We start from the raw sequence: 19,926 nt of genomic DNA on the forward strand, positions 1-19,926 counted from the left end.
ACAGTGTGCGAAGGTCAACGCCATGGACTTCTCCCTCTCCCCGCGCGCCGCCGACCTCCGCGACCGCGTGCGCGCGTTCGTCGCCGACGAGATCGAGCCGGTCGAGGCCGAGGCGCACCGGCGCATCACCCGGCTGCGCGAGTCCGGCGGCGACAGCTGGACCCCCGACCCGGTCATCGGCGAGCTGCAGGCCAAGGCACGCGCCCAGGGCCTGTGGAACCTCTTCCTCCCCGCCGCTCACGCCGGCCGCTACGCCGCCGACTTCGGCACCGACGGCGGCGAGGGCCTCACCAACGTCGACTACGCACCCGTCGCCGAGGCGATGGGGCGCTCGTTCCTCGCTCCCCTCGTCTTCAACTCCAACGCGCCCGACACCGGCAACATGGAGGTGCTGCTCAAGTACGGCACCGACGAGCAGCGCGAGCAGTGGCTCGAGCCCCTGCTGCGCGGGGAGATCCGCAGCGCCTTCTGCATGACCGAGCCTGCCGTCGCGTCCTCCGACGCGACCAACATGGCCGCCACCGCGGAGGTCCACGGCGACGAGATCGTGATCAACGGGCGCAAGTGGTGGTCCACCGGCGTCGGCAACCCCGACTGCAAGGTCCTCGTCTTCATGGGTCTCTCCGACCCCGAGGCCGATCGGCACTCGCGCCACACCATGGTGCTCGTGCCGCGCGACGCGGCGGGCGTGAAGGTCGAGCGGATGCTCACCACCATGGGCTACCACGACGAGCCGCTCGGCCACGGCGAGGTCTCCTTCGACCACGTGCGGGTGCCCGCGTCCAACGTCCTCCTCGGCCCGGGTCGCGCCTTCGAGATCGCTCAGGGACGGCTCGGCCCGGGCCGGGTCCACCACTGCATGCGCGCGATCGGCCTCGCCGAGCGTTCCCTCGAGCTGGCCTGCGCCCGCGCGGTCTCGCGCACCGCCTTCGGCAAGCCGATCGCCAACCTCGGCGGCAACCGCGAGCGCATCGCCGACGCCCGCATCGCGATCAACCGCTCCCGCCTGCTCGTCATGCACGCCGCGTGGCTGCTCGACCAGGGCATGAGCCGGGAGGCCTACTCGGCCGTCAGCGAGATCAAGGTGGAGGTGCCCACCATGGCCCTCGACGTCATCGACATGGCGATCCAGCTGCACGGCGGTGGCGGGCTCAGCGACGACTTCCCGTTGGCGTCGGCCTGGGTCGGCGCACGCTCCCTCCGCCTGGCCGACGGCCCCGACGAGGTGCACCGCAACGTGATCGCCAAGATCGAGCTCGGGAAGCACACGTCATGAGGCGCGTGCTGGTCACCGGCGCCGCCTCCGGCCTCGGCGCCGCGCTCGTGACGGCCTTCCGGGCGCGGGGTGACGAGGTGCTCGCCACCGACCGCGTCGCCGCCGTCGGCATCGACCTGGTCCTCGACATCACCTCCGACGACGACTGGGCCGCTGCCCTCGACGCCGTCCGCGAGCGCTGGGGCGGCCTCGACGTCCTGGTCAACAACGCCGGAGTCGCCGGCGGTGGACGCGTCGACCGCTGCACGCTCGAGGAGTGGCAGTGGATCACCGACATCAACCTCTTCGGCATGGTCCGCGGCACCCGGGCCTTCGTCCCGATGCTCAAGGAGCAGGGCTCCGGCCACCTCGTCAACGTCGCCTCGCTAGCCGGCCTCGTCCACCCGGGCGGGATGGGCTCCTACAACGCGACGAAGGCCGCGGTGGTGGCGTTCACCGAGACCTGCGGCCACGAGCTGGCGTCGTACGGCATCCGGGCGAGCGTGGTCTGCCCCTCCTACTTCCGCACCAACCTGATGGACTCGATGCAGGGCAGCGACGAGGCGGTGGGCCGTGTCATCGGCGCGCTGGTCGAGCGCTCGCAGGTCACGGCCGACGACATCGCCGCGGCCGTGCTGGCGGGCATGGACGCCGGCGAGGACGTGATCGTCCCCGACGAGGCGGCGCGGCAGGCCTACCTCCTCAAGTGGTCCGACCGACCGGCGTATGACGCCGTGATGCGCGACCAGGCGCGGAAGCTCGCCCTTCGAGACGCCTCGTCCCTCGGCTCCTCAGGGACCGACGCGCCTTCGGGAGGGATGTCATGACGGCGGTCCCGGGCGCTCGCGAGGTGCGCGAGGAGGACGCGTTCGACGTCGCGCGGGTCGCGGCGTGGCTCCGCGCCAACGCCGCAACCCCCGACGGGCTCGACGGCGAGCCGGAGGTCCGGCAGTTCACCGGTGGCGCCTCGAACCTCACCTACCTGCTGCGCTACCCCTCCGGCCGCGACCTCATCGTGCGACGGGCGCCGGCCGGCACGAAGGCCCGGGGTGCGCACGACATGCACCGCGAGTACGTCATCCAGTCGGCGCTCGCGCCGGTCTTCGACCACGTCGCGTCGATGGTCGCCTTCTGCGACGACGCCGACGTCATCGGCGGCGACTTCTACGCCATGGACCGCATCCCCGGCGTGATCCCCCGCAGCGAGTGGCCAGCCGAGGTCCCGCTGTCGGCCGAGCAGGCACGCGAGCTGTGCCTGCACGCGGTCGACGTGCTCGCCGAGCTGCACGGCATCGACCCGGCAGCCGCCGGGCTCGCCGACCTCGGCAAGGGGCACGGCTACGTCCGGCGCCAGGTCGACGGCTGGTCGACCCGCTACCGCAACGCCCGCACCGAGGACGTCCCCGACCTCGAGGCGGTGATGGCGTGGCTCGACGCGCACCAGCCGGACGACGTCGCCACCTGCGTGATCCACAACGACTTCAAGCTCGACAACCTCGTCCTCGCCGAGGACGACGTCACCCGGGTCGTCGGGGTGCTCGACTGGGAGATGGCGACCCTCGGTGACCCGTTGATGGACCTCGCCGGCTCGATGGCCTACTGGGTGCAGGCCGACGACACCGCGGAGTTCCAGATGATGCGGCGGGTCCCGACGCACCTGCCCGGCATGCTGACCCGCGACGAGCTCGTGGCGGCGTACGCCGAGCGCACGGGCCGGTCGGTCACGCCCGGGCAGTGGCGGTTCTACGAGGTCTTCGGGCTGTTCCGGATGGCCGTCATCGCCCAGCAGATCTACTACCGGTACTTCCACGGGCAGACGACCAACGAGATGTACGCCCTCTTCGGACCGGCCGTGCAGATCATCGGTCGCCGGCTCGACGGACTCATCGACGAGCCAGGGGCGTCATGAACACCCCACGACGTTCTTCTCCCCCGCTTCGCTCCTCCGAACAACGCCGCGGGGACCCCGAGTGAGCCGCATCCTCCTGGTGCGGCACGGACAGGCCTCGTTCGGCGCCGCCGACTACGACGACCTCTCCCCCACCGGCCACGAGCAGTCGCGGGTGCTCGGCGCCGCGCTGGCGGCTCGCGGGGTCGTGCCCGACCTCCTGGTCGTCGGTGAGATGCGACGGCACGGCCAGACCGCTGCCGGGGTCCTCGACGGCGCCGGCTGGACCGTGGACGTCGAGGTCGACGCCGGTTGGAACGAGTTCGACCACCTGCAGGTGCTCGCCGTCCACGACCAGCCCACGACGGCGGAGGGCGAGTCGGAGAAGGCCGCCTTCCAGCGGTGGTTCGAGGAGGCGACGCAGCGCTGGACGTCGGGCGCGCGCGACGAGTCGTACGACGAGTCCTTCACCGCCTTCACCGCACGCGTCGGCGCGGCGCTCTCGCGGCTCACGGAGACGCTGCCGCGCAGCGGGACCGCGGTCGTGCTCACCAGCGGCGGACCCGTGGCGTGGGCCGCCGCGTCGCTGCTGGCCGACACGGACGCTGCCCGGACCGACCTGTGGCTCCGGCTCAACCCGGTGTCGATCAACACCGGCACCTCGACGGTCGTGCGCGGCTCCCGCGGCACGACGCTGGTCACCTTCAACGCGGCCGACCACCTCTCCCCCGACCTCATCACCTACCGCTAGGACTGCCCATGTCGACGACCCTCATCACCGGCGCCAGCAGCGGGCTCGGGGCCGAGATGGCCCGTCAGCTCGCCGCCCGCGGCCACGACCTCGCCCTCTGCGCGCGTCGCACGGACCGCCTGGCCGAGCTCGCCACCGAGATCACCACGGCCCACCCGGACCGTCGCGTCGTGGTCAAGGCGCTCGACGTCACGGACCACGACGCCGTCTTCCGGGTCTTCGACGAGTTCCGTGACGAGCTCGGCGGCATCGACCGCGTCGTCGTCAACGCCGGCCTAGGCAAGGGCCAGCCGCTCGGCACCGGGCGCTTCGACGCCAACAAGCAGACCGCCGAGACCAACTTCATCGGCGCCCTCGCCCAGACCGAGGCGGCCGCCGCGATCTTCCGCGCGCAGGGCTCCGGGCACCTGGTGATGGTGTCGTCGTTCTCCGCGCTGCGCGGGATGCCGAGGAACATCACGACGTACGCCGCCACGAAGGCCGCGGTGAGCCACCTCGCCGAGGGCTTCCGTGCCGACGTGCACGGCACGCCGATCAAGGTGACTGTGCTCTACCCGGGCTACATCGTCTCGGAGATGTCCGGGACGTCTGCGAGGACGCCCCTCATGGCGTCGACCGGGAAGGGCGTGCGCGCCATGGTCGAGGCCATCGAGAAGGAGAAGAAGTCGGCCGTGGTCCCCGCCTGGCCGTGGGTGCCGCTCGGGTTCGTGGTCAAGCGGGTGCCGGTCGGGCTGCTTCGCCGGATGGCCTGACGTCAGCCGTAGAGGAAGGCCCTTCCCCTGCGGCATGATCGACCCGTGGTCGTACTGGTGCCGCGACAGATCCGGATGGCCGGGATGACCGGCAGCGTGCCCTACTACGGGGGGCGCTTCACCCCGGCGCAGGCGTACGCCGCGGCGCACCCGCCACGTCCGCAGGTCCCGCCTCCCGCCGCGCAGCCGTCGGCCCGGCCCTCCCGTGACCCCTCGCGTGACCCCTCGCGTGACCCCTCCCGTGACCCGGTCGAGGCCCTGCAGCACCTGCTCGACACCGGCGTCCTGACGCAGGACGAGTTCGACGAGCTGCGCGGGCGGGTCGAGGGGTGACCGGGCCGGTCCAGGTCCTGGTGATCGGGTTCGAGGAGCCGTCGTTCTCGGGCGAGGTGCTGGCCGAGCTCACCGCGCTCCGCGAGCGGGGTGTCGTGCGGCTGGTCGACGTGCTGCTGGTCGAGCGCGGCGAGGACGGGACCTTCGAGATCCTCGAGCCGCCGCCCGGCAGCGATCCTGACCTGGGTCGGATCGCCGCAGAGGTCCTCGGTGGAGGTGGCGAGTCCGATGGCGACGTCTCGCTCGACGACGCCTGGTCGCTGGCAGACGCGGTCCCCCCGGGCGGGGTCGCCGCCGTGGCGCTCCTCGAGCACCTGTGGGCAGAGCCTCTTGTCGCGGCGATCGGGCGCGCCGGTGGCCGTCCGCTCGGTGAGCTGTGGCTCCCGGCAGGTGAGGTGCCCGACTCGACGACCGGCTGACAGGATGCCGGGATGCGCGCCATGGTCGTCGATGCGGTCCGGGGACGTCCCGAGGTCCACGAGGTCGCCGATCCGCCGTGCCCGGTCGGCGGTGTGGTGGTCCGTGTGTTGGCCACCGGGATGTGCCGCAGCGACTGGCACGCGTGGGCGGGACACGACGAGATCGCATTCCCGCACGTGCCGGGTCACGAGCTGGCCGGGATGGTCGTGGAGGTCGGCGCCGGTGTCGTCAGGTGGGCGGTCGGCGACCGGGTGACCGTCCCCTTCGTCTGTGGGTGCGGTCGCTGCGAGTGGTGCCTGTCCGGGAACGCCCAGGTGTGCCCCGACCAGCAGCAGCCGGGCTTCACCCACTGGGGGTCCTTCGCCGAGCACGTCGCCCTGCACGCCGCGGACACCAACCTGATCGCCCTGCCCGAGTCGATCGACTTCGCGAGCGCCGCCAGCCTCGGCTGCCGGTTCGCCACGGCGTACCGCGCCCTCGTCGGACGCGCGCGCGTCACCGGAGGTGAGTGGGTGACCGTCGTCGGTGCCGGCGGCGTGGGACTCAGCACGGTGATGATCGCGCGCGCCCTGGGGTGCCGGGTGGTCGCGGTGGACCGCAACGCCGAGGCGCTCGCCCTCGCCGCCGACCTCGGCGCGGACCACGTGCTGCTCGCCGACGGTCCGGACGTCCCGACCGCCGTCGCCGACCTCACAGGGGGCGGCAGCCATGTCGCGGTGGACGCCGTCGGCAGCGAGCAGACCTGCTCCGACGCGGTCCTCAGCCTGCGACGACGCGGTCGTCACGTGCAGGTGGGACTGCTCCCGGCGATCGACGGTCACCCGCGAGTGCCGATGGATCGGGTGATCGGATGGGAGCTCGACCTGCTGGGCAGCCACGGGATGGCCGCGGTCGACTACCCGGACATGCTCGACCTCGTCGAACAAGGCCTGCTCCGGCCCGAGCAGCTGGTCCAGCGCACCATCGGGCTCGACGAGGCCGCGACGCTGCTGCCCACCTTCGACCGGACGACCGCGGTCGGCATCACCCTGATCGACCCGACGCGCTGAGCGGCGCCTCGGCCCGACCGGGCTCCACGCGCTCGTCGATCGTCGGAATCCCCGCTCGAGCGGGGATCCTGACTCCTGGAGGCCTTTGCAACCGCCTCCAGGAGTCAGCACACCCCTACAAGTAGCGGCTGCGGCAAGGGTTCACCTCCACCCAGCGCCCGTCCCGCCGCCTGCTCGTACTGGTCGAGGTCAACAGGCGGCCCGCAGGAGGCGCTGATCGCCGCAGGTCCGGAGGTTCGGTCGACGTCCCTCGTACGTGGTGCGACTGAACGTCGAGTCGGTCGCCGAGGACCAGCACCGGATCACACGGATCGGCCGCGCTGTCGTCCCGGGCCAGCGATCGGTGCGCGGCACCGTCGCGGCACTCGGTTATCGACAGGTCCGTCTACTGACGCGAGAGCGCCACGCGAAGGCGCTCCTCGGGATCGATGAAGTGGTCGTGGTCGTCCGTGCCGACGTCGAGCTGGACCCAGTGCAGCCTGCCGGTGAACCGGGAGTCGCGAGCGCTGTAGTCGGGAGTGACGGTGGTGCCGGACTCGTAGCCGATGTCGGTCGTCTCGTCCGCGGAGAAGATCATGGGCTGGGTGGCGGCGACCCGCCCCTTGCCCACTGGCTCACCGTCGCAGTACAGCGTGACGTTGCCGCCCTTGGCCAGTCCTCCGCCGTCATAGGCGAACTCCATGCGCACCTGGTGGGTCCCGTCCGGGAGCCGGGTGTCTGCCTCCGTCGCGAACTCCTGGATGCCGAGCACGTTGTAGACGAACTTGAGCCTGCCGTCCTTGGCGTAGACGGCCCATCCACCGAAGCGGCCGCCCTGGGCGATGATCACCCCGTTCGCGCCGGTCTCGGGCACGTCGATCTCGGCAGTGACCGAGAAGGACTTGTTCTTGATGCTCACCACGCTGCTCTCCGACAGCCGACCCATGCCGGCGAAGAACATCTGCGAGCTGCCGCGGATGAGGGTCGGTCGACCCGCGAGCTCCGGATTGAGCCGCTCTGCTCCACGGTCGTCGAGGGGGATCACGTTGTACTTGGTGGCCTCGATGAGCCACAGGCGCTGCAACGTGGCCAGCTTGTCCGGGTGCTCAGCGGCGAGGTCGCGGGCCTGGCTGAAGTCGCCGTTGCCGTCGTAGAGCTCCCAGACGTCGTCATCGAAGGCCGGGAGGTCGCCGCCGACCATGATCCAGGGGGTCTTGTGCTTGGTGACGGCACTCCACCCCTGGTGGTAGATGCCTCGGTTGCCGAACATCTCGAAGTACTGCAGGTCGTGACGCTCCGGGGAACCGGCCTCGTTGAAGGTGTAGAGCATCGAGGTGCCCTCCATGGGCGACTGCATCACGCCGTTGACCATGGTCGGCTCGGGCAGGCCCGCAGCCTCCAGGACAGTGGGGGCCACATCGATGACGTGCGTGAACTGCGAGCGCAGCCCACCTGCCTCCTCGATGCCCCCCGGCCAGTGCACGATCGTTCCGTTGCGGGTCCCACCCCAGTGTGACGCCACCTGCTTGGTCCACTGGAGGGGCGCGTTCATCGCCCACGCCCAGCCGACGGAGTAGTGGTTGTAGGAGTCCGGCCCGCCGAACTCGTCCATCTTGGAGATCATGAACTCCGGCGTCTCGAGCGCCGCCATCCCGTTGAAGTTCGCCATCTCGTTGAAGGCGCCGTTCATGGTGCCCTCGGCCGACGCGCCGTTGTCCCCGATGATGTAGTAGATGATCGTGTCGTCGAGGATCCCGAGATCCTCGATCGCGTCCACCAGCCGGCCCACGTGGTGGTCCGTGTGCTCCAGGAAGCCGGCGTACACCTCCATCTGCCGGGCCAGGACGGGCTTCAGGTCGTCGGGCATCTCGTCCCAGGCAGTGATCTCGTCGTGGCGCCGGGTCAGCTCGGTGTCCGCCGGGATCACGCCGAGCTCCTTCTGCCTGGCAAAGGTGCGCTCGCGCTGGGCGTCCCAGCCGTCATCGAAGTTGCCGGCGTACTTGTCGACCCACTCCTTCGGCACGTGGTGCGGCGCGTGCGTGGCTCCCGGCGCGAAGTAGACGAAGAAGGGCTTGTCCGGCATCAGCGCCTTCTGCTGGCGCACCCAGCCCACCGCGCGGTCGGTCAGGTCCTCGGTCAGGTGGTAGCCCTCCTCCGCCGTGGCGGGCGGCTCGACGGGCGTGGTGCCGTCGTACAGCGCGGGCTCGTACTGGTTGTTCTCGCCGCCGATGAAGCCATAGAACGTCTCGAACCCACCACCTCCCGACGGCCAGGCATCGAAGGGGCCCAGGGGCGAGGTCTGCCAGACCGGCACCTCGTGGCACTTGCCGAACTGTGCGGTGGAGTAGCCGTTCATCTTCAGCGTCGTCGCGAGCGGCGCCATGGTGTTCGGGCGTAGAGAGCTCTGCCCGGGCGCAGACGTCGCAGTCTCGGTGATGCTGCCCATCCCCACCGAGTGGTGGTTTCGCCCCGTGAGCAGCGCCTGGCGCGTCGGCGCGCAGAGGGCTGTCGTGTGGAACCGGTTGTACCGCAGCCCGCCAGCCGCCAGCCGCTCGGCGGTGGGCGTCCGGCACGGACCTCCGAACGCGCTCGAGGCGCCGAATCCGACATCGTCGAGAAGGATCACCACGACGTTGGGCGCCCCGCTCGGCGGCAGCAGCGGCTCGATGGGTGGGAACCGCGTGTCCGGGTCCTTCGCGTCGTACGTCGTCAGCCCGTGGGCGGGACGGTCCGGGATCGGGAGCATCGTGCGTGCCTGGTTGTCGTGGCTCATGGCTTCCTTCCACAGGGCGCGCCCGGGCCGACGCCCTCGGAACGTAGTCAGCAGCGACGTCGTGCGGCTTCCCCCGGCGCGGGTGAGCACGTGGGGCAGCGGTTCGTCGAGCATCGCGACGTGACTACGATCCACGTGAACGTCGACAACTTCGCCCGGGCCGAGACCCACCGCATGATGGCCGACCTGCAGCGCGACGCCGGTGGCACCAACCGGTTCGCGCACAACCGTGCTCCCGCGTCGGTCGACAAGCAGACCGTCATCCGGATGAACCGCGACACGCTCTACAGCTTCGCGGTCGTCGACGTCGCCGACGGCGCGACGCTCACCGTGCCGGACGCCGGGGACCGCTACCTGTCGGTCATGGCGGTCAGCGAGGACCACTACATCAACCAGGTCTGGCACGACGCCGGCACGTACGAGCTGACGGCCGAGGACCTCGGCAGCGCCCACGTGGTGCTCGCCGCTCGCACGCTGGTCGACCCGCACGACCCCGGCGACCTGGCAGCCGTGGCCTCGCTGCAGGACCAGCTCGGCCTCGACGTCGCAGCCGACCGGACCTTCACTCCACCGGACTACGACACCGCGAGCCTGGATCGCACCCGCCAGTCACTTCTGGACCTGGCCGCCGGCATGACGTCCTTCGACTCGACCTTCGGGCGGCGGCAGGACGTCGACCCGGTGCACCACGTGATCGGCTCCGCCGCCGGCTGGGGTGGGCTGCCCGACGCCGAGGCCACCTACGTCGGGGTCTCGCCCGGCCTGCCGGTCGACGAGTACGAGCTCACCGTCGGTGCCGACGTGCCGGTCGACGGGTTCTGGTCGATCTCGGTCTACAACGCCGAGGGCTACTTCGAGCCCAACGAGCGCGGCGCCTACAGCGTCAACAGCATCACCGCCGCTCGCAACGACGACGGAAGCGTCACGGTCCGCTTCGGCGGCGACGGCGACCCGGCCCGCAACTCGCTGCCGATCACCGACGGCTGGAACTACCTGGTCCGCCTGTACCGCCCACGCCCCGAGATCCTCAGCGGAGCGTGGAGCTTCCCCGCACTCGCCACGTGACGAGGAGGTGCGCCGGGCAGCACAAGCCCCGATCTCACAACCAGCGGCGCACCCGGCGGGCGTAGGCGTCGTACTCCTCGCCGAAGCGATCGCGCAGGAAGCGCTCCTCCGGGCGCACGGCGCCCCACCAGAGGAGGAACCACGACACCGGCAGCGCCACGACCGCCCAGACGCTGGGCACGAGGAGGGCGATGGCGAGGTGCAGCGCCAGCAAACCGACGTACAACGGGTTCCGGGAGAGTCGGTAGGGCCCCTCCTCGATCAGCGACATCGTCGCCCCGCCGGGCAGCAGCCCCGTCTCGTGGCGCGCGAAGAGCCACAGCGACCAGCCGTTCCAGACCACGAAGGCCGCCAGCAGCGCCCCGCCCAGCGGCACGCGCCACCCGCCGAGCTCGACCGGGTCACCCCAGCCGGCCGTGGCGAGGAGCCCGGCGAGCAGGGGTACGCCGATCGCGACCGGCGGCCAGAGCCGGAACGAGACGGTGTCGTCGCTCAGTAGTCGTCGCCCTCGTAGGGCTCGGGCTCGCGGGTGATGTGCATGGCCGCCTCCTCGGCGGAGGCACCGGCGCCGTCGATGCCGACGTCGTGGGCGAGCTCCTGCTTGTCGACGTCCGCGCCCAGCCCCTCGTCCGGGGCCACGAGGCGGCCGGTGCGCTCGTCGGCCTCGTCGAGGCCGAGCTGCTCGTCGAGGGCGTTCTCGTCCTCGTGGTCGTCGTCCCGGTCGTCCTCGGCGTAGGGGTCCACGTCGGGCTCCTCCTCGGCGAGCTTCTCGTCGAGGGACTCCCCCCGCAGGCGCTCGGCCTCGGTCGGGTAGTCGTCGTAGCCCTTGGGCGGGCGGTCCGGCGGCGAGTAGCCCCGGTCCAGGACGTCGTCGACGTCGGTGTCGTCGAGCGTGTCCCCCGACTGCAGCTGGTCCTCGTCGTCGATGGACATGTCGAGGTAGGTCTCGCGATCCTCAGTCATGCCTACTTGCGTACCGGACCAGCCCTGAGGGGGCAAGGGCCGCGGGGCGTGTCAGCCGAGCTCGCGCTCCAGCGCGTCGGTGAGCAGGGCGACCAGGGCCTCGGTCTGGATGTTGGCCGAGGACCCGACCTCCTCGTCGGAGCCGTCGAGCGCGCGGGCGGCGAGACCGGCCTTGGAGTCGATCAGCTCGGCGATCCGGGTGTCGATGGTCTGCGCGGCGATGATGCGCCACGCGGTCACCGGGTCGCTCTGACCGATGCGGTGCACGCGGTCGATCGCCTGGGTCTGCTCGGCGTCGGTCCACGACAGCTCCGAGAGCACCACGTTGGACGCGACCTGCAGGTTGACCCCGACGCCGGCGGCGGCCAGCGAGCAGACGATGACCTGGACGTCGGGGTCGTTGACGAACGACTCGATGGCGCGCTCGCGGGCGCGGGGGGTCTGGTCGCCGCGGATCGAGGTGTGCTTGAGACCGCGGCGGGTGAACGTCTCCTCCGCGATGTCCATGACGTCGACGTGGCGGGCGAAGAAGACCACCTTGCCGACGTTGCGCGCGAGCTGGGCGGCGTAGTCGGCGGAGAGGCCGGCCTTGGCGCGCCCGATCCGGCGGAACATCGAGAACACGTTCTCGCCGCCCGTGCCCTGGTCCATCTCCTCGCGCTCCCACGTCGCGACGCGGCGGACGAGCTCGTGGTCGATGCCGTCGACGACGGAGCCCGTACGACGAGCCTCCAGCGCGGCCTTGTAGCGCTGGACCAACCGCCGGGCGAGGTCTTCCTCGGCCGCCCGGATCGAGCGGGTGTCCTCGTCGTCGAGCTCCACCGGGATGTCGGCGATGCGGCGTGCGGGGATGTCCTCGGCGACGTCGACCTTGCGACGGCGCACGATGCCCATGTCGATGACGGCCTTGCGCGCCGCGGGGTAGAACGCGTGGTCCGCCGGGGTCAGGTCGGTCTCGTCCAACGACTCCATCAGCCGCGCCAGCGGCTTGGTGTCGTCGATCCAGCCGAGGAACTGCCAGATCGCGCGGAAGTCCTCGATGTCGTTGATCAGCGGGGTGCCGGTGAGCGCCATCAGCAGCGGGCGGGCGGTGCGGGCGCGGAGCTGCTCGGAGAGCTCGAGCACGTGGCGCGAGCGCTGCGACGTCTTGTTCTTGATGAAGTGGGCCTCGTCGACCACCATGCCGCGGAAGCCGAACGAGCCGAGCCAGCCGACGTGCCGGTCGAGGATCTCGTAGTTGACAATGATGACGTCGGCGAAGGCGTCGACCTGACCGCCGTCGCCGTGGATGACGGTGGCGCGGCGGCGGGGCGTCCAGCGCTCGGTCTCGCGGGCCCAGTTGGTCTTGACGACGTTGGGGCACACCACGAGCAGCGGGTAGGCGTCGGTGGCCTGCGCGGCGAGCAGCGCCTGCGCGGTCTTGCCCAGGCCGGGCTCGTCGGCCAGGAGGAAGGTGCGGTGCCCCTCGGCGGCGGCGGCGATCAGGCGCGCCTGGTGCGGCATCAGCTCGAGCTTGCCGGGGGCGTTGAGCGAGGTGGCCTCCGGCAGGTCCATGCACGAGGAGGAGCCGCCGAGCTCGAAGGAGCGGAACAGCGGGCCGAGCAGCTCCCACGACGACAGCCGGCCGTGGACGCTGCGGCGCTCGCGGCCGATCCCGAAGTCGGGGACGAGGAAGGGGTTGGCCAGCTGGTGCTGCAGGACGGACTGCGGCACGACGCGGCGCTCGCCGAGGCCCGGGCCAGCTTCGTCGTCGGGCTTCGGCTCCTCGGGCGCGACCTCGACGCCCGCCTTGCGCAGCATCTCCAGGCGCAGGTCGCGGGCGGAGTCGGTGACGACGGCCTCCTCGGAGAGCAGGCTGAAGAGGGAGGGGTCGCGGGTCGCGGTCTTGGCGAGGATCGTCGCGATGCCGTCGAGGCGCTTGAGCTCGTCGGCCTTCTGGGCGTCGGTGAGGTCGGTCGAGGCGCGTACGTCGGTGCGGTGCTCGCGCACCAGCAGCGCGACCACCTGGAAGCGCACCCGCTGTCCGGGGGCGAGCGGGCCGCGCTGGACGGCCGACTCGAGCTCCCGCACGGCCCGGGCCAGGACGGGGACGATGCCCTCGTTGTCCTTGTGGCGGGCGTGCGCAGGGGTGCGGCGGCTGCCGCGTTGACGCTGGCGCTGGGCCAAGGTGTCCTCCCGGACTTGGGGACGCGTCGTGCGACAGGCGAGCCTGTGCGGCCCAGCCTGCACGCACGGCGTGGAGGTGTGGAGCGGGCGCCAGGTGCGCGGTGTCCGGCGGATCGGGGGTGATCACAGCGGCACGGCGTCTGGAACGCTGCCTCCACTGTAGCGCCCGCCGCCGTGTTGCCGGTAATATCCCCGCCTCAGCGCGCCGCCCGGTGGTCGACGATCCGTCGCATCTTGCCGACCGAGCGCTCGATCGAGGCCACGCCGACGACGTCGACCCCGACGCTGACGCCGATGGACGCCTTGATCCGGTGCGCCAGCTCGGTCTGCGCGGCGGCGGCCTCCGCGTCGGTCGTGGCGTCGCGTCGCTCGACGCGCACCGTCAGCGTGTCGAGGTTGCCGCTGCGGTCGAGGTGGCACTGGAAGTGCGGTGACAGGGTCGGGATGCCCAGCACGATCTCCTCGATCTGCGTCGGGAAGAGGTTGACGCCGCGCAGGATGATCATGTCGTCGGTGCGACCGGTGATCTTCTCCATCCGGCGCATGCTGCGCGCAGTGCCGGGCAGCAGCCGGGTCAGGTCGCGGGTGCGGTAGCGGATCACCGGCATCGCCTGCTTGGTGAGCGTGGTGAGGACCAGCTCGCCCTCCTCGCCGTCGGGCAGCACCTCGCCGGTCACCGGGTCGATGACCTCGGGGTAGAAGTGGTCCTCCCACACGTGCAGGCCGTCCTTGGTCTCGACGCACTCGCTCGCCACGCCGGGGCCGATCACCTCGGACAGGCCGTAGATGTCGACCGCGTGCATGTCGGTGCGCTGCTCCATCTCGCGACGCATGTCGTTGGTCCACGGCTCGGCGCCGAAGATGCCGACCTTGAGCGACGTCGAGCGCGGGTCGACGCCCTGCGCCTCGAGCTCGTCGAGGATCGAGAGCATGTAGGACGGCGTCACCATGATGATGTCCGGCTCGAAGTCCCGGATCAGCTGCACCTGGCGCTGCGTCATGCCGCCCGAGACCGGCACGACCGTGCAGCCGAGGCGCTCCGCCCCGGCGTGCGCACCGAGACCGCCGGTGAAGAGCCCGTAGCCGTACGCGTTGTGCAGCACCATCCCGCGCCGGCCGCCCGCGGCCCGGATCGACCTCGCCACGACGTCGGCCCACATGTCGAGGTCGTCGCGCGTGTAGCCGACGACGGTCGGCTTGCCCGTCGTCCCGCTGGAGGCGTGCAGGCGTACGACGTCCTCACGCGGGACCGCGAACATGCCGAAGGGGTAGTTGTCACGCAGCGTGGCCTTGGTGGTGAACGGCAGCCTCGCCAGGTCCTCCAGCGACCGTACGTCGGCGGGCGCCGCGCCGGCCTCGTCGAAGGCGGCGCGGTAGTGCGCGACGTGGTCGTAGGCGTGCCGCACCGACCACTGGAGCCGGTCGAGCTGCACCGCGCGCAGCTCCTCGATCGGCGCGGTCTCGATCGGGTCGAGGTCGCCGGGCTGGGGAGTCAGGTCGATCACGGTGTGGTCCTCCGGTCGCGCGTGGTGGGTCGTGAGAACGTTCATCCATGTCAGAGCCCGTACGACGGGGCCGGCCCGGCCACGACCAGCAGACGGTCCTGCGCGTCGCGATCGAGCTCTTCAACCGGCAAGGCTACGACGCCTCGAGCATGGGCGACCTGGCTCGCGAGCTGGGTCTGACGAAGTCGGCGATCTACCACCACGTGCCGAGCAAGGAGCACCTGCTCGAGCGGGCGCTGGACGAGGCGCTCGACGAGCTCACGGCCGCGCTCGACGCCGTGCACGCCGACCGGTCCCACACTCCCGAGGAGCGGCTGCGGGCCGCCGTGCGCGGCAGCGTCGTCGTGCTGGCCGAGCACCTGCCCGCCGTCACCCTGCTGCTGCGGGTGCGCGGCAACACCCCCGCGGAGCAGAACGCGCTCGCCCGTCGCCGCGACATCGACCACCGGCTCGCCGAGATGGTGCGGGAGGCGGCCGAAACCGGCGCCATCCGCGCCGACATCGACCCGCTGCTCGCCAGCCGGCTGCTGTTCGGGATGGTCAACTCGATGACGGAGTGGCTCCGCGACGGCAGCGACGTCGACGCGCTGGCCGACACCATCACGACGCTCGCCTTCGACGGCCTGGTGCGGCACCGGGCCTGACCGACGGACTCAAGGGACGTGCCAGCCGGGGCCGTCCCGTTCGATCTGAATTGACGTCAATTCAGACGGGACGGTTGCCTCTCGATCGAGCGGTCGCGTCGTCAGGCTCGAGGAGCCAGTGACCGGCTCCTGCCCCGGAACTCCGCCACCACGGTGCCGGCGACCCGCACGGTGACGTCGTACAGGCCGCTGCGACCGCGCAGCGCCACCTCGCGTGCGTGGGCGTCGAGCACCTGGCCGAGCCGGGCGGGCTCGAGGAAGTCGACCTCGAAGCCCGCGGCGACGGTCACGGGTCCGCGGGAGTTGCAGGCGAGCGCGAACGCCGAGTCGGCGAGGCTGGCGATGAGGCCGCCGTGGCACAGCTCGTGGCCGTTGACCATGTCGGGCCGCACCGCCATCGACACCCGCGCCTCCCCCGGGCCGAGCTCGACGAGCCGCATCCCGAGCGCGGCGCTGGCGGCGTCGGCGTCCCACATCTCGCGGGCCTGCTCCAGCCTCGGGTCGGACGGTGCGGCGTCAGGCATCGAAGTCGACGGTGACCGCGTCGCTGACCGGATAGGTCTGGCAGGTCAGCACGAACTGCTGCTCGACCTCCTCGGGCTCGAGGGCGTAGTTGCGCACCATCTCGACCTCGCCGTCGACGATCCTGGCCCGGCAGGTGCCGCAGACGCCGCCCTTGCAGGCGAACGGCAGGTCGCTGCGCACCGCCTGGGCAGAGTCGAGCACGGTCGCGTCGCGCGGCATCGGCGTGGTCGTCGTACGCCCGTCGAGCACGACCGTCACGTCGCTGGTCACGCCCTCGACCACCCGGTCGGCGTGACGCAGCTCCGGCGGCGGCTCGTCGACGTAGAACAGCTCGAAGTGCACCTTCTCCTTCGGCACGCCGAGCTCGGCGAGGACGGTGCGCGCGTCCTCGATGAGGCCGTGGGGACCGCAGAGCCAGACGTGGTCGACCGAGGCGAGGTGCACCTTCAGCGGCAGCAGCCGCCGGAGCCGGTCGGCGTCGAGGCGGCCGGAGAACAGCTCGACGTCACGCGGCTCGCGGGACAGCACGTGGACGAGGTCGAACCGGGGCCCGTGGAGATTCTTGAGGTCGTTCAGCTCCTCGGCGAACATCACCGAGGTGGTCTCGCGGTTGCCGTCGAGCAGCGTGACGGTGCTGGCCGGGTTGGCCAGCACGGAGGCCGCGATCGAGACCATCGGCGTGATGCCCGAGCCCGCGGCGATGCACAGGTGGCGTCCCGGGCTCGCCGGGTCGGCCCGGAAGCTGCCGATCGGCGGGGCCACCTCGACGGGCTCCCCCGGGCCGACGTCGCGGATCAGCCACGACGAGAACATCCCGCCGGGGATCTCGCGGACGCCGATCCGCGGCGCGCCGCCGGCCGGAGCACAGATGGAGTAGGAGCGACGGTGCTCGACGCCGTCGACGACGCGGCGCAGGGTCAGCGACTCCCCCGGCTCGAAGGTGAACAGCTCGCGAAGGTCGTCGGGCACGTCGAAGGTGACGGCGGCGGAGTCGTCGGTCAGGGGCTCGACGTCGCGCACCGTCAGCCGGTGGAAGGTCGGGCTGACAGCCATGCCTCAGATCTCCTTCACGTGGTCGAAGGGCTCACGACAGGCGGTGCAGCGGTACTGCGCCTTGCAGGCCGTCGAGCCGAACTCCGAGACCAGCTCCGTGGCGGGCGAGTCGCACTGCGGGCAGCGGACCTGCCGCGCGGTCGGCTGGAGCGTCAACGGGATCGGGCCGGACGTCGAGGGAGCCGGGCCGGGCGGGGAGATGCCGGCGTCCGCGAGGGCGGCGCGGCCCCGCGGGGTGATCCAGTCGGTCGTCCAGGCGGGGTCGAGGCTCACGCGCACCTCGACGCGGTCGAAGCCCGCTCCCTGCAGCTCCCGCACCAGGTCGTCGCGCATCGCCGCCATCGCCGGGCAGCCGGAGTAGGTCGGGGTGATGTCGACGACCACGTGGGAGTCGCCAACCACGTCGACGTCACGCAGCACGCCGAGGTCGACCAGGGTGAGCATGGGCAGCTCGGGGTCGGTGACCCGCTCCGCGACGCGACGCGCGCGCTCCGTCGTACGGCTCATCAGCCTCACCCCACTCACCACTGACCCATCGGGTGCGCGCGGGCCACGGACTGCATCTCGGCGAGCATCCGCCCGAGCGCCTCGCCGTGCATCCCGTCGCGTCCGGTGCGGCCCAGCACCCCGGCGCGTCGGGGCGCGTCGGGCCGCGGCACGTCGGCCGCGTCGAGCACCTGGTCGAGCACGCCCTCGGCGGCCTCGCGGACCTCGGCCGGGTCGACGCCGACGCCGGACCCGGCGGCCGACGCCTCGAACGGGTGGGTGTCGAACAGCTCGGGCCACAGCGGCCACAGCGCGTCGAGCGCGGCCAGCAGACGGCGGCGCGACTCGTCGGTGCCCTGGGCGAGCGTGACGAACCACCGCGCCGAGTAGTCACGGTGGTAGGCCAGCTCCTTGACGCCCTTGGCGGCGACGGCCGCGAGCACGTGGTCGCGGCTGGCGCGGAGCCGCTCGAAGGTGGCGAGCCGCCAGACCGAGAACAGCAGCACCCGCACGACCGCGTCGGCGAAGTCGCCGTTGACGAGCTCGGTGAGGCGGACGTTGCGGAACTGGTGGGCCTCGCGGAAGAACGCGATCGCGTCCTCCGGCGGCACGGGCGAGCCCTCGGGAAGCGCCGGCACGACCGACTCGTCCGCCTTCGCGGCGCGCGCGAGCAGCAGTCGCGCCTGGCCGAGCAGGTCGAGCGCGATGTTGGACAGCGCGATGTCGTCCTCGAGGTCGGGCGCGTTGCTCGTCCACTCCGAGATCCGGTGCGACATCACGAGCGCGTCGTCGCCCAGCATCAGGGCGTACGCCGCCAGGGTCGGCGCGTCGACGCCCTCCGGGATCGTCGTGTCGACGCCGGCGAGCGGGTCCTCGAAGTCGGTGCCGAAGGCCCAGTGGGCGTCGTTGACGAGCAGGCCGGCGTAGGCGTTGTCGTGCTCGTCCTCGGGAGAGGTGTGGATGTGTTCGTTCATCACATATGCGGAACGTTGTCGGGGATGTCGTAGAAGGTCGGGTGGCGGTAGACCTTGTCGCCGCTCGGGGCGAACATCGGGTCCTTCTCGTCCGGGCTCGAGGCGGTGATCGCGTCGGCGCGCACCACCCAGATGCTGACGCCCTCGTTGCGACGGGTGTAGACGTCGCGTGCGTGGAGCAGGGCCATCCGGTCGTCGGCCGCGTGGAGCGACCCGACGTGGACGTGGTTGAGCCCGCGCTTGCCCCGGACGAAGACCTCGTAGAGCGGCCACTCCGGCTCGGGCGGCGTGACGCCCTGTCCCGTCGGCACGTCCTTCAGCGGTACGGCGCCGTGGCCGCCCTCGGCGCTGAGCTCGCTCATGCGGTCGCCTGCTTCCGGGCGTGGGCCGTCGCGGCCTCGCGCACCCAGGCGCCCTCCTCGTGGGCGCGGCGGCGGTGGGCCATCCGCTGGGCGTTGCAGGGGCCGTTGCCCTTCACGCCCTCCATGAACTCCTGCCAGTCGGGCTGGCCGAAGTCGTGGTGGCCGCGCTCGTCGTTCCAGCGCAGCTCAGGGTCGGGGAGGGTGACGCCGAGCGCCTCGGCCTGCGGCACGGACATGTCGACGAACTTCTGCCGCAGCTCGTCGTTGGTGTGGCGCTTGATGCCCCACGCCATCGACTGCGCGGTGTTGGGCGAGGCGTCGTCGGGCGGGCCGAACATCATCAGCGCCGGCCACCAGAACCGGTCGACCGACTCCTGGACCATCGCGCGCTGCTCCTCGGTGCCGCGCATCATCGTCGCGAGCAGCTCGTAGCCCTGGCGCTGGTGGAAGGACTCTTCCTTGCAGACGCGGATCATCGCGCGGCCGTAGGGCCCGTAGGAGGTGCGGCACAGCGGCACCTGGTTGCAGATCGCGGCGCCGTCGACGAGCCAGCCGATCGTGCCGACGTCGGCGTAGGACAGCGTCGGGTAGTTGAAGATCGAGGAGTACTTCTGCTTGCCCGCGATCAGCAGCTCGGTCAGCTCGAGGCGGGAGACGCCGAGGGTCTCGGCGGCGGAGTAGAGGTAGAGCCCGTGACCGGCCTCGTCCTGCACCTTGGCGAGCAGGATCGCCTTGCGCCGCAGGCTGGGCGCGCGGCCGATCCAGTTGCCCTCGGGCTGCATGCCGATGATCTCGCTGTGGGCGTGCTGGGCGATCTGGCGCACGAGGGTCTTGCGATAGCCCTCCGGCATCCAGTCGCGCGGCTCGATCCGCTCGTTGCGCGCGACCGTGGCCTCGAACCCGGCCTCGAGGTCACGCTCGGTGGGCGTCTCGGTGAGTGTCATCCGTCCTCCGGCACAGGGGCGACGTGGGGGTTCCGACCG

The 19,926-nt window shown here is 71.5% G+C and carries 21 protein-coding genes; 10 read left to right on the forward strand and 11 right to left on the reverse strand.

Going from position 1 to position 19,926, the window contains the following annotated elements; all coding sequences use genetic code 11:
• Window positions 1–22 precede the first annotated feature (22 nt).
• The 8 genes from ACFQW6_RS17380 to ACFQW6_RS17415 all read left to right on the forward strand — a co-directional run bounded on the left by ACFQW6_RS17380 (window position 23) and on the right by ACFQW6_RS17415 (window position 6,448).
• Entirely contained in the window at window positions 23–1,276 is a 1,254-nt protein-coding gene (locus ACFQW6_RS17380; protein ID WP_378548181.1) for an acyl-CoA dehydrogenase family protein, read from the forward strand.
• A complete protein-coding gene (locus ACFQW6_RS17385; RefSeq protein ID WP_378548183.1) occupies window positions 1,273–2,082 on the forward strand; it encodes an SDR family NAD(P)-dependent oxidoreductase in 810 nt (269 codons plus the stop codon). The genes ACFQW6_RS17380 and ACFQW6_RS17385 overlap by 4 nt, the downstream gene beginning before the upstream one ends.
• Window positions 2,079–3,164 carry a phosphotransferase family protein gene (locus ACFQW6_RS17390; RefSeq protein ID WP_378548186.1) on the forward strand — a complete coding sequence of 362 codons (1,086 nt, stop codon included), beginning with the start codon at window positions 2,079–2,081 and terminating at the stop codon, window positions 3,162–3,164. The genes ACFQW6_RS17385 and ACFQW6_RS17390 overlap by 4 nt, the downstream gene beginning before the upstream one ends.
• A 61-nt stretch (window positions 3,165–3,225) precedes the next feature.
• Entirely contained in the window at window positions 3,226–3,894 is a 669-nt protein-coding gene (locus ACFQW6_RS17395; protein WP_378548189.1) for a histidine phosphatase family protein, read from the forward strand.
• 8 nt (window positions 3,895–3,902) lie between these two features.
• Window positions 3,903–4,646 (forward strand): SDR family oxidoreductase, encoded by a 744-nt coding sequence (locus tag ACFQW6_RS17400; RefSeq protein WP_378548192.1) that lies wholly within the window; start codon window positions 3,903–3,905, stop codon window positions 4,644–4,646.
• Window positions 4,647–4,691: 45 nt separating this feature from the next.
• Window positions 4,692–4,979, forward strand: a complete 288-nt coding sequence (locus tag ACFQW6_RS17405; protein WP_378548195.1) for a hypothetical protein — start codon at window positions 4,692–4,694, stop codon at window positions 4,977–4,979.
• Window positions 4,976–5,398 carry a hypothetical protein gene (locus ACFQW6_RS17410; protein ID WP_378548197.1) on the forward strand — a complete coding sequence of 141 codons (423 nt, stop codon included), beginning with the start codon at window positions 4,976–4,978 and terminating at the stop codon, window positions 5,396–5,398. The genes ACFQW6_RS17405 and ACFQW6_RS17410 overlap by 4 nt, the downstream gene beginning before the upstream one ends.
• 12 nt (window positions 5,399–5,410) lie before the next feature.
• Window positions 5,411–6,448, forward strand: a complete 1,038-nt coding sequence (locus ACFQW6_RS17415) for a zinc-binding dehydrogenase (RefSeq protein WP_378548200.1) — start codon at window positions 5,411–5,413, stop codon at window positions 6,446–6,448.
• A 385-nt stretch (window positions 6,449–6,833) separates the two neighbouring features.
• Here the strand turns inward: ACFQW6_RS17415 and ACFQW6_RS17420 are convergent, their stop codons facing one another.
• Window positions 6,834–9,200 (reverse strand): sulfatase-like hydrolase/transferase, encoded by a 2,367-nt coding sequence (locus tag ACFQW6_RS17420; protein WP_378548203.1) that lies wholly within the window; start codon window positions 9,198–9,200, stop codon window positions 6,834–6,836.
• Window positions 9,201–9,320: 120 nt separating this feature from the next.
• On the opposite strand from ACFQW6_RS17420, the gene ACFQW6_RS17425 reads away from it, so the two are divergent.
• The gene (locus ACFQW6_RS17425) at window positions 9,321–10,265 is read left to right on the forward strand and encodes a DUF1214 domain-containing protein (RefSeq protein WP_378548206.1); all 945 of its coding nucleotides are present in this window, start codon (window positions 9,321–9,323) and stop codon (window positions 10,263–10,265) included.
• Between the two features lie 34 nt (window positions 10,266–10,299).
• Here ACFQW6_RS17425 and ACFQW6_RS17430 read toward each other — a convergent pair whose 3' ends face one another.
• The 4 genes from ACFQW6_RS17430 to paaK all read right to left on the reverse strand — a co-directional run bounded on the left by ACFQW6_RS17430 (window position 10,300) and on the right by paaK (window position 14,899).
• Entirely contained in the window at window positions 10,300–10,641 is a 342-nt protein-coding gene (locus ACFQW6_RS17430) for a methyltransferase family protein (protein ID WP_378548209.1), read from the reverse strand.
• A gap of 116 nt (window positions 10,642–10,757) precedes the next feature.
• Window positions 10,758–11,228: a DUF5709 domain-containing protein gene (locus ACFQW6_RS17435; RefSeq protein ID WP_378548212.1), complete on the reverse strand. Its 471-nt coding sequence runs from the start codon at window positions 11,226–11,228 to the stop codon at window positions 10,758–10,760.
• Between the two features lie 51 nt (window positions 11,229–11,279).
• Window positions 11,280–13,394 carry a DEAD/DEAH box helicase gene (locus ACFQW6_RS17440; RefSeq protein ID WP_378548215.1) on the reverse strand — a complete coding sequence of 705 codons (2,115 nt, stop codon included), beginning with the start codon at window positions 13,392–13,394 and terminating at the stop codon, window positions 11,280–11,282.
• Between the two features lie 197 nt (window positions 13,395–13,591).
• Complete coding sequence (gene paaK, locus ACFQW6_RS17445; protein ID WP_378548218.1) at window positions 13,592–14,899, reverse strand: phenylacetate--CoA ligase PaaK; 1,308 nt, start codon at window positions 14,897–14,899, stop codon at window positions 13,592–13,594.
• Between the two features lie 47 nt (window positions 14,900–14,946).
• On the opposite strand from paaK, the gene ACFQW6_RS17450 reads away from it, so the two are divergent.
• Window positions 14,947–15,543: a TetR/AcrR family transcriptional regulator gene (locus ACFQW6_RS17450; RefSeq protein ID WP_378548222.1), complete on the forward strand. Its 597-nt coding sequence runs from the start codon at window positions 14,947–14,949 to the stop codon at window positions 15,541–15,543.
• A 101-nt stretch (window positions 15,544–15,644) separates the two neighbouring features.
• On the opposite strand, the gene paaI is transcribed toward ACFQW6_RS17450, so the two are convergent.
• From paaI to paaA, 6 genes are read right to left on the reverse strand one after another with little or no spacing between them, the layout of a single operon-like run.
• On the reverse strand, window positions 15,645–16,067 hold the full coding sequence (gene paaI, locus ACFQW6_RS17455) for a hydroxyphenylacetyl-CoA thioesterase PaaI (RefSeq protein WP_378548225.1): 423 nt from the start codon (window positions 16,065–16,067) through the stop codon (window positions 15,645–15,647).
• Window positions 16,060–17,121 (reverse strand): 1,2-phenylacetyl-CoA epoxidase subunit PaaE, encoded by a 1,062-nt coding sequence (gene paaE, locus ACFQW6_RS17460; protein ID WP_378548228.1) that lies wholly within the window; start codon window positions 17,119–17,121, stop codon window positions 16,060–16,062. The genes paaI and paaE overlap by 8 nt, the downstream gene beginning before the upstream one ends.
• A 3-nt stretch (window positions 17,122–17,124) precedes the next feature.
• Complete coding sequence (gene paaD / locus ACFQW6_RS17465; protein WP_378548231.1) at window positions 17,125–17,628, reverse strand: 1,2-phenylacetyl-CoA epoxidase subunit PaaD; 504 nt, start codon at window positions 17,626–17,628, stop codon at window positions 17,125–17,127.
• Window positions 17,629–17,642: 14 nt separating this feature from the next.
• Window positions 17,643–18,581: a 1,2-phenylacetyl-CoA epoxidase subunit PaaC gene (paaC, locus tag ACFQW6_RS17470; protein ID WP_378549183.1), complete on the reverse strand. Its 939-nt coding sequence runs from the start codon at window positions 18,579–18,581 to the stop codon at window positions 17,643–17,645.
• Window positions 18,581–18,892, reverse strand: coding sequence for a 1,2-phenylacetyl-CoA epoxidase subunit PaaB (gene paaB / locus ACFQW6_RS17475; protein ID WP_204811601.1), 312 nt, complete (start codon window positions 18,890–18,892; stop codon window positions 18,581–18,583). The genes paaC and paaB overlap by 1 nt, the downstream gene beginning before the upstream one ends.
• Before the next feature lie 47 nt (window positions 18,893–18,939).
• On the reverse strand, window positions 18,940–19,887 hold the full coding sequence (gene paaA / locus ACFQW6_RS17480) for a 1,2-phenylacetyl-CoA epoxidase subunit PaaA (protein ID WP_378548234.1): 948 nt from the start codon (window positions 19,885–19,887) through the stop codon (window positions 18,940–18,942).
• Between the last annotated feature and the right edge of the window lie 39 nt (window positions 19,888–19,926).

Origin of the sequence: Nocardioides sp. GCM10028917, assembly GCF_042666175.1 — a bacterium.
Classification (GTDB): domain Bacteria; phylum Actinomycetota; class Actinomycetes; order Propionibacteriales; family Nocardioidaceae; genus Nocardioides.

What these genes read in the sequence shown, in the direction of transcription:
- paaD (WP_378548231.1), bottom strand. Translation starts at nt 17,628, where the DNA reads ATGAGCCGTACGACGGAGCGCGCGCGTCGCGTCGCGGAGCGGGTCACC.
- ACFQW6_RS17385 (WP_378548183.1), top strand. Translation starts at nt 1,273, where the DNA reads ATGAGGCGCGTGCTGGTCACCGGCGCCGCCTCCGGCCTCGGCGCCGCG.
- paaA (WP_378548234.1), bottom strand. Translation starts at nt 19,887, where the DNA reads ATGACACTCACCGAGACGCCCACCGAGCGTGACCTCGAGGCCGGGTTC.
- paaC (WP_378549183.1), bottom strand. Translation starts at nt 18,581, where the DNA reads ATGAACGAACACATCCACACCTCTCCCGAGGACGAGCACGACAACGCC.
- ACFQW6_RS17390 (WP_378548186.1), top strand. Translation starts at nt 2,079, where the DNA reads ATGACGGCGGTCCCGGGCGCTCGCGAGGTGCGCGAGGAGGACGCGTTC.
- ACFQW6_RS17415 (WP_378548200.1), top strand. Translation starts at nt 5,411, where the DNA reads ATGCGCGCCATGGTCGTCGATGCGGTCCGGGGACGTCCCGAGGTCCAC.
- ACFQW6_RS17450 (WP_378548222.1), top strand. Translation starts at nt 14,947, where the DNA reads ATGTCAGAGCCCGTACGACGGGGCCGGCCCGGCCACGACCAGCAGACG.
- ACFQW6_RS17420 (WP_378548203.1), bottom strand. Translation starts at nt 9,200, where the DNA reads ATGAGCCACGACAACCAGGCACGCACGATGCTCCCGATCCCGGACCGT.
- ACFQW6_RS17380 (WP_378548181.1), top strand. Translation starts at nt 23, where the DNA reads ATGGACTTCTCCCTCTCCCCGCGCGCCGCCGACCTCCGCGACCGCGTG.
- paaI (WP_378548225.1), bottom strand. Translation starts at nt 16,067, where the DNA reads ATGCCTGACGCCGCACCGTCCGACCCGAGGCTGGAGCAGGCCCGCGAG.
- ACFQW6_RS17435 (WP_378548212.1), bottom strand. Translation starts at nt 11,228, where the DNA reads ATGACTGAGGATCGCGAGACCTACCTCGACATGTCCATCGACGACGAG.
- paaE (WP_378548228.1), bottom strand. Translation starts at nt 17,121, where the DNA reads ATGGCTGTCAGCCCGACCTTCCACCGGCTGACGGTGCGCGACGTCGAG.
- ACFQW6_RS17400 (WP_378548192.1), top strand. Translation starts at nt 3,903, where the DNA reads ATGTCGACGACCCTCATCACCGGCGCCAGCAGCGGGCTCGGGGCCGAG.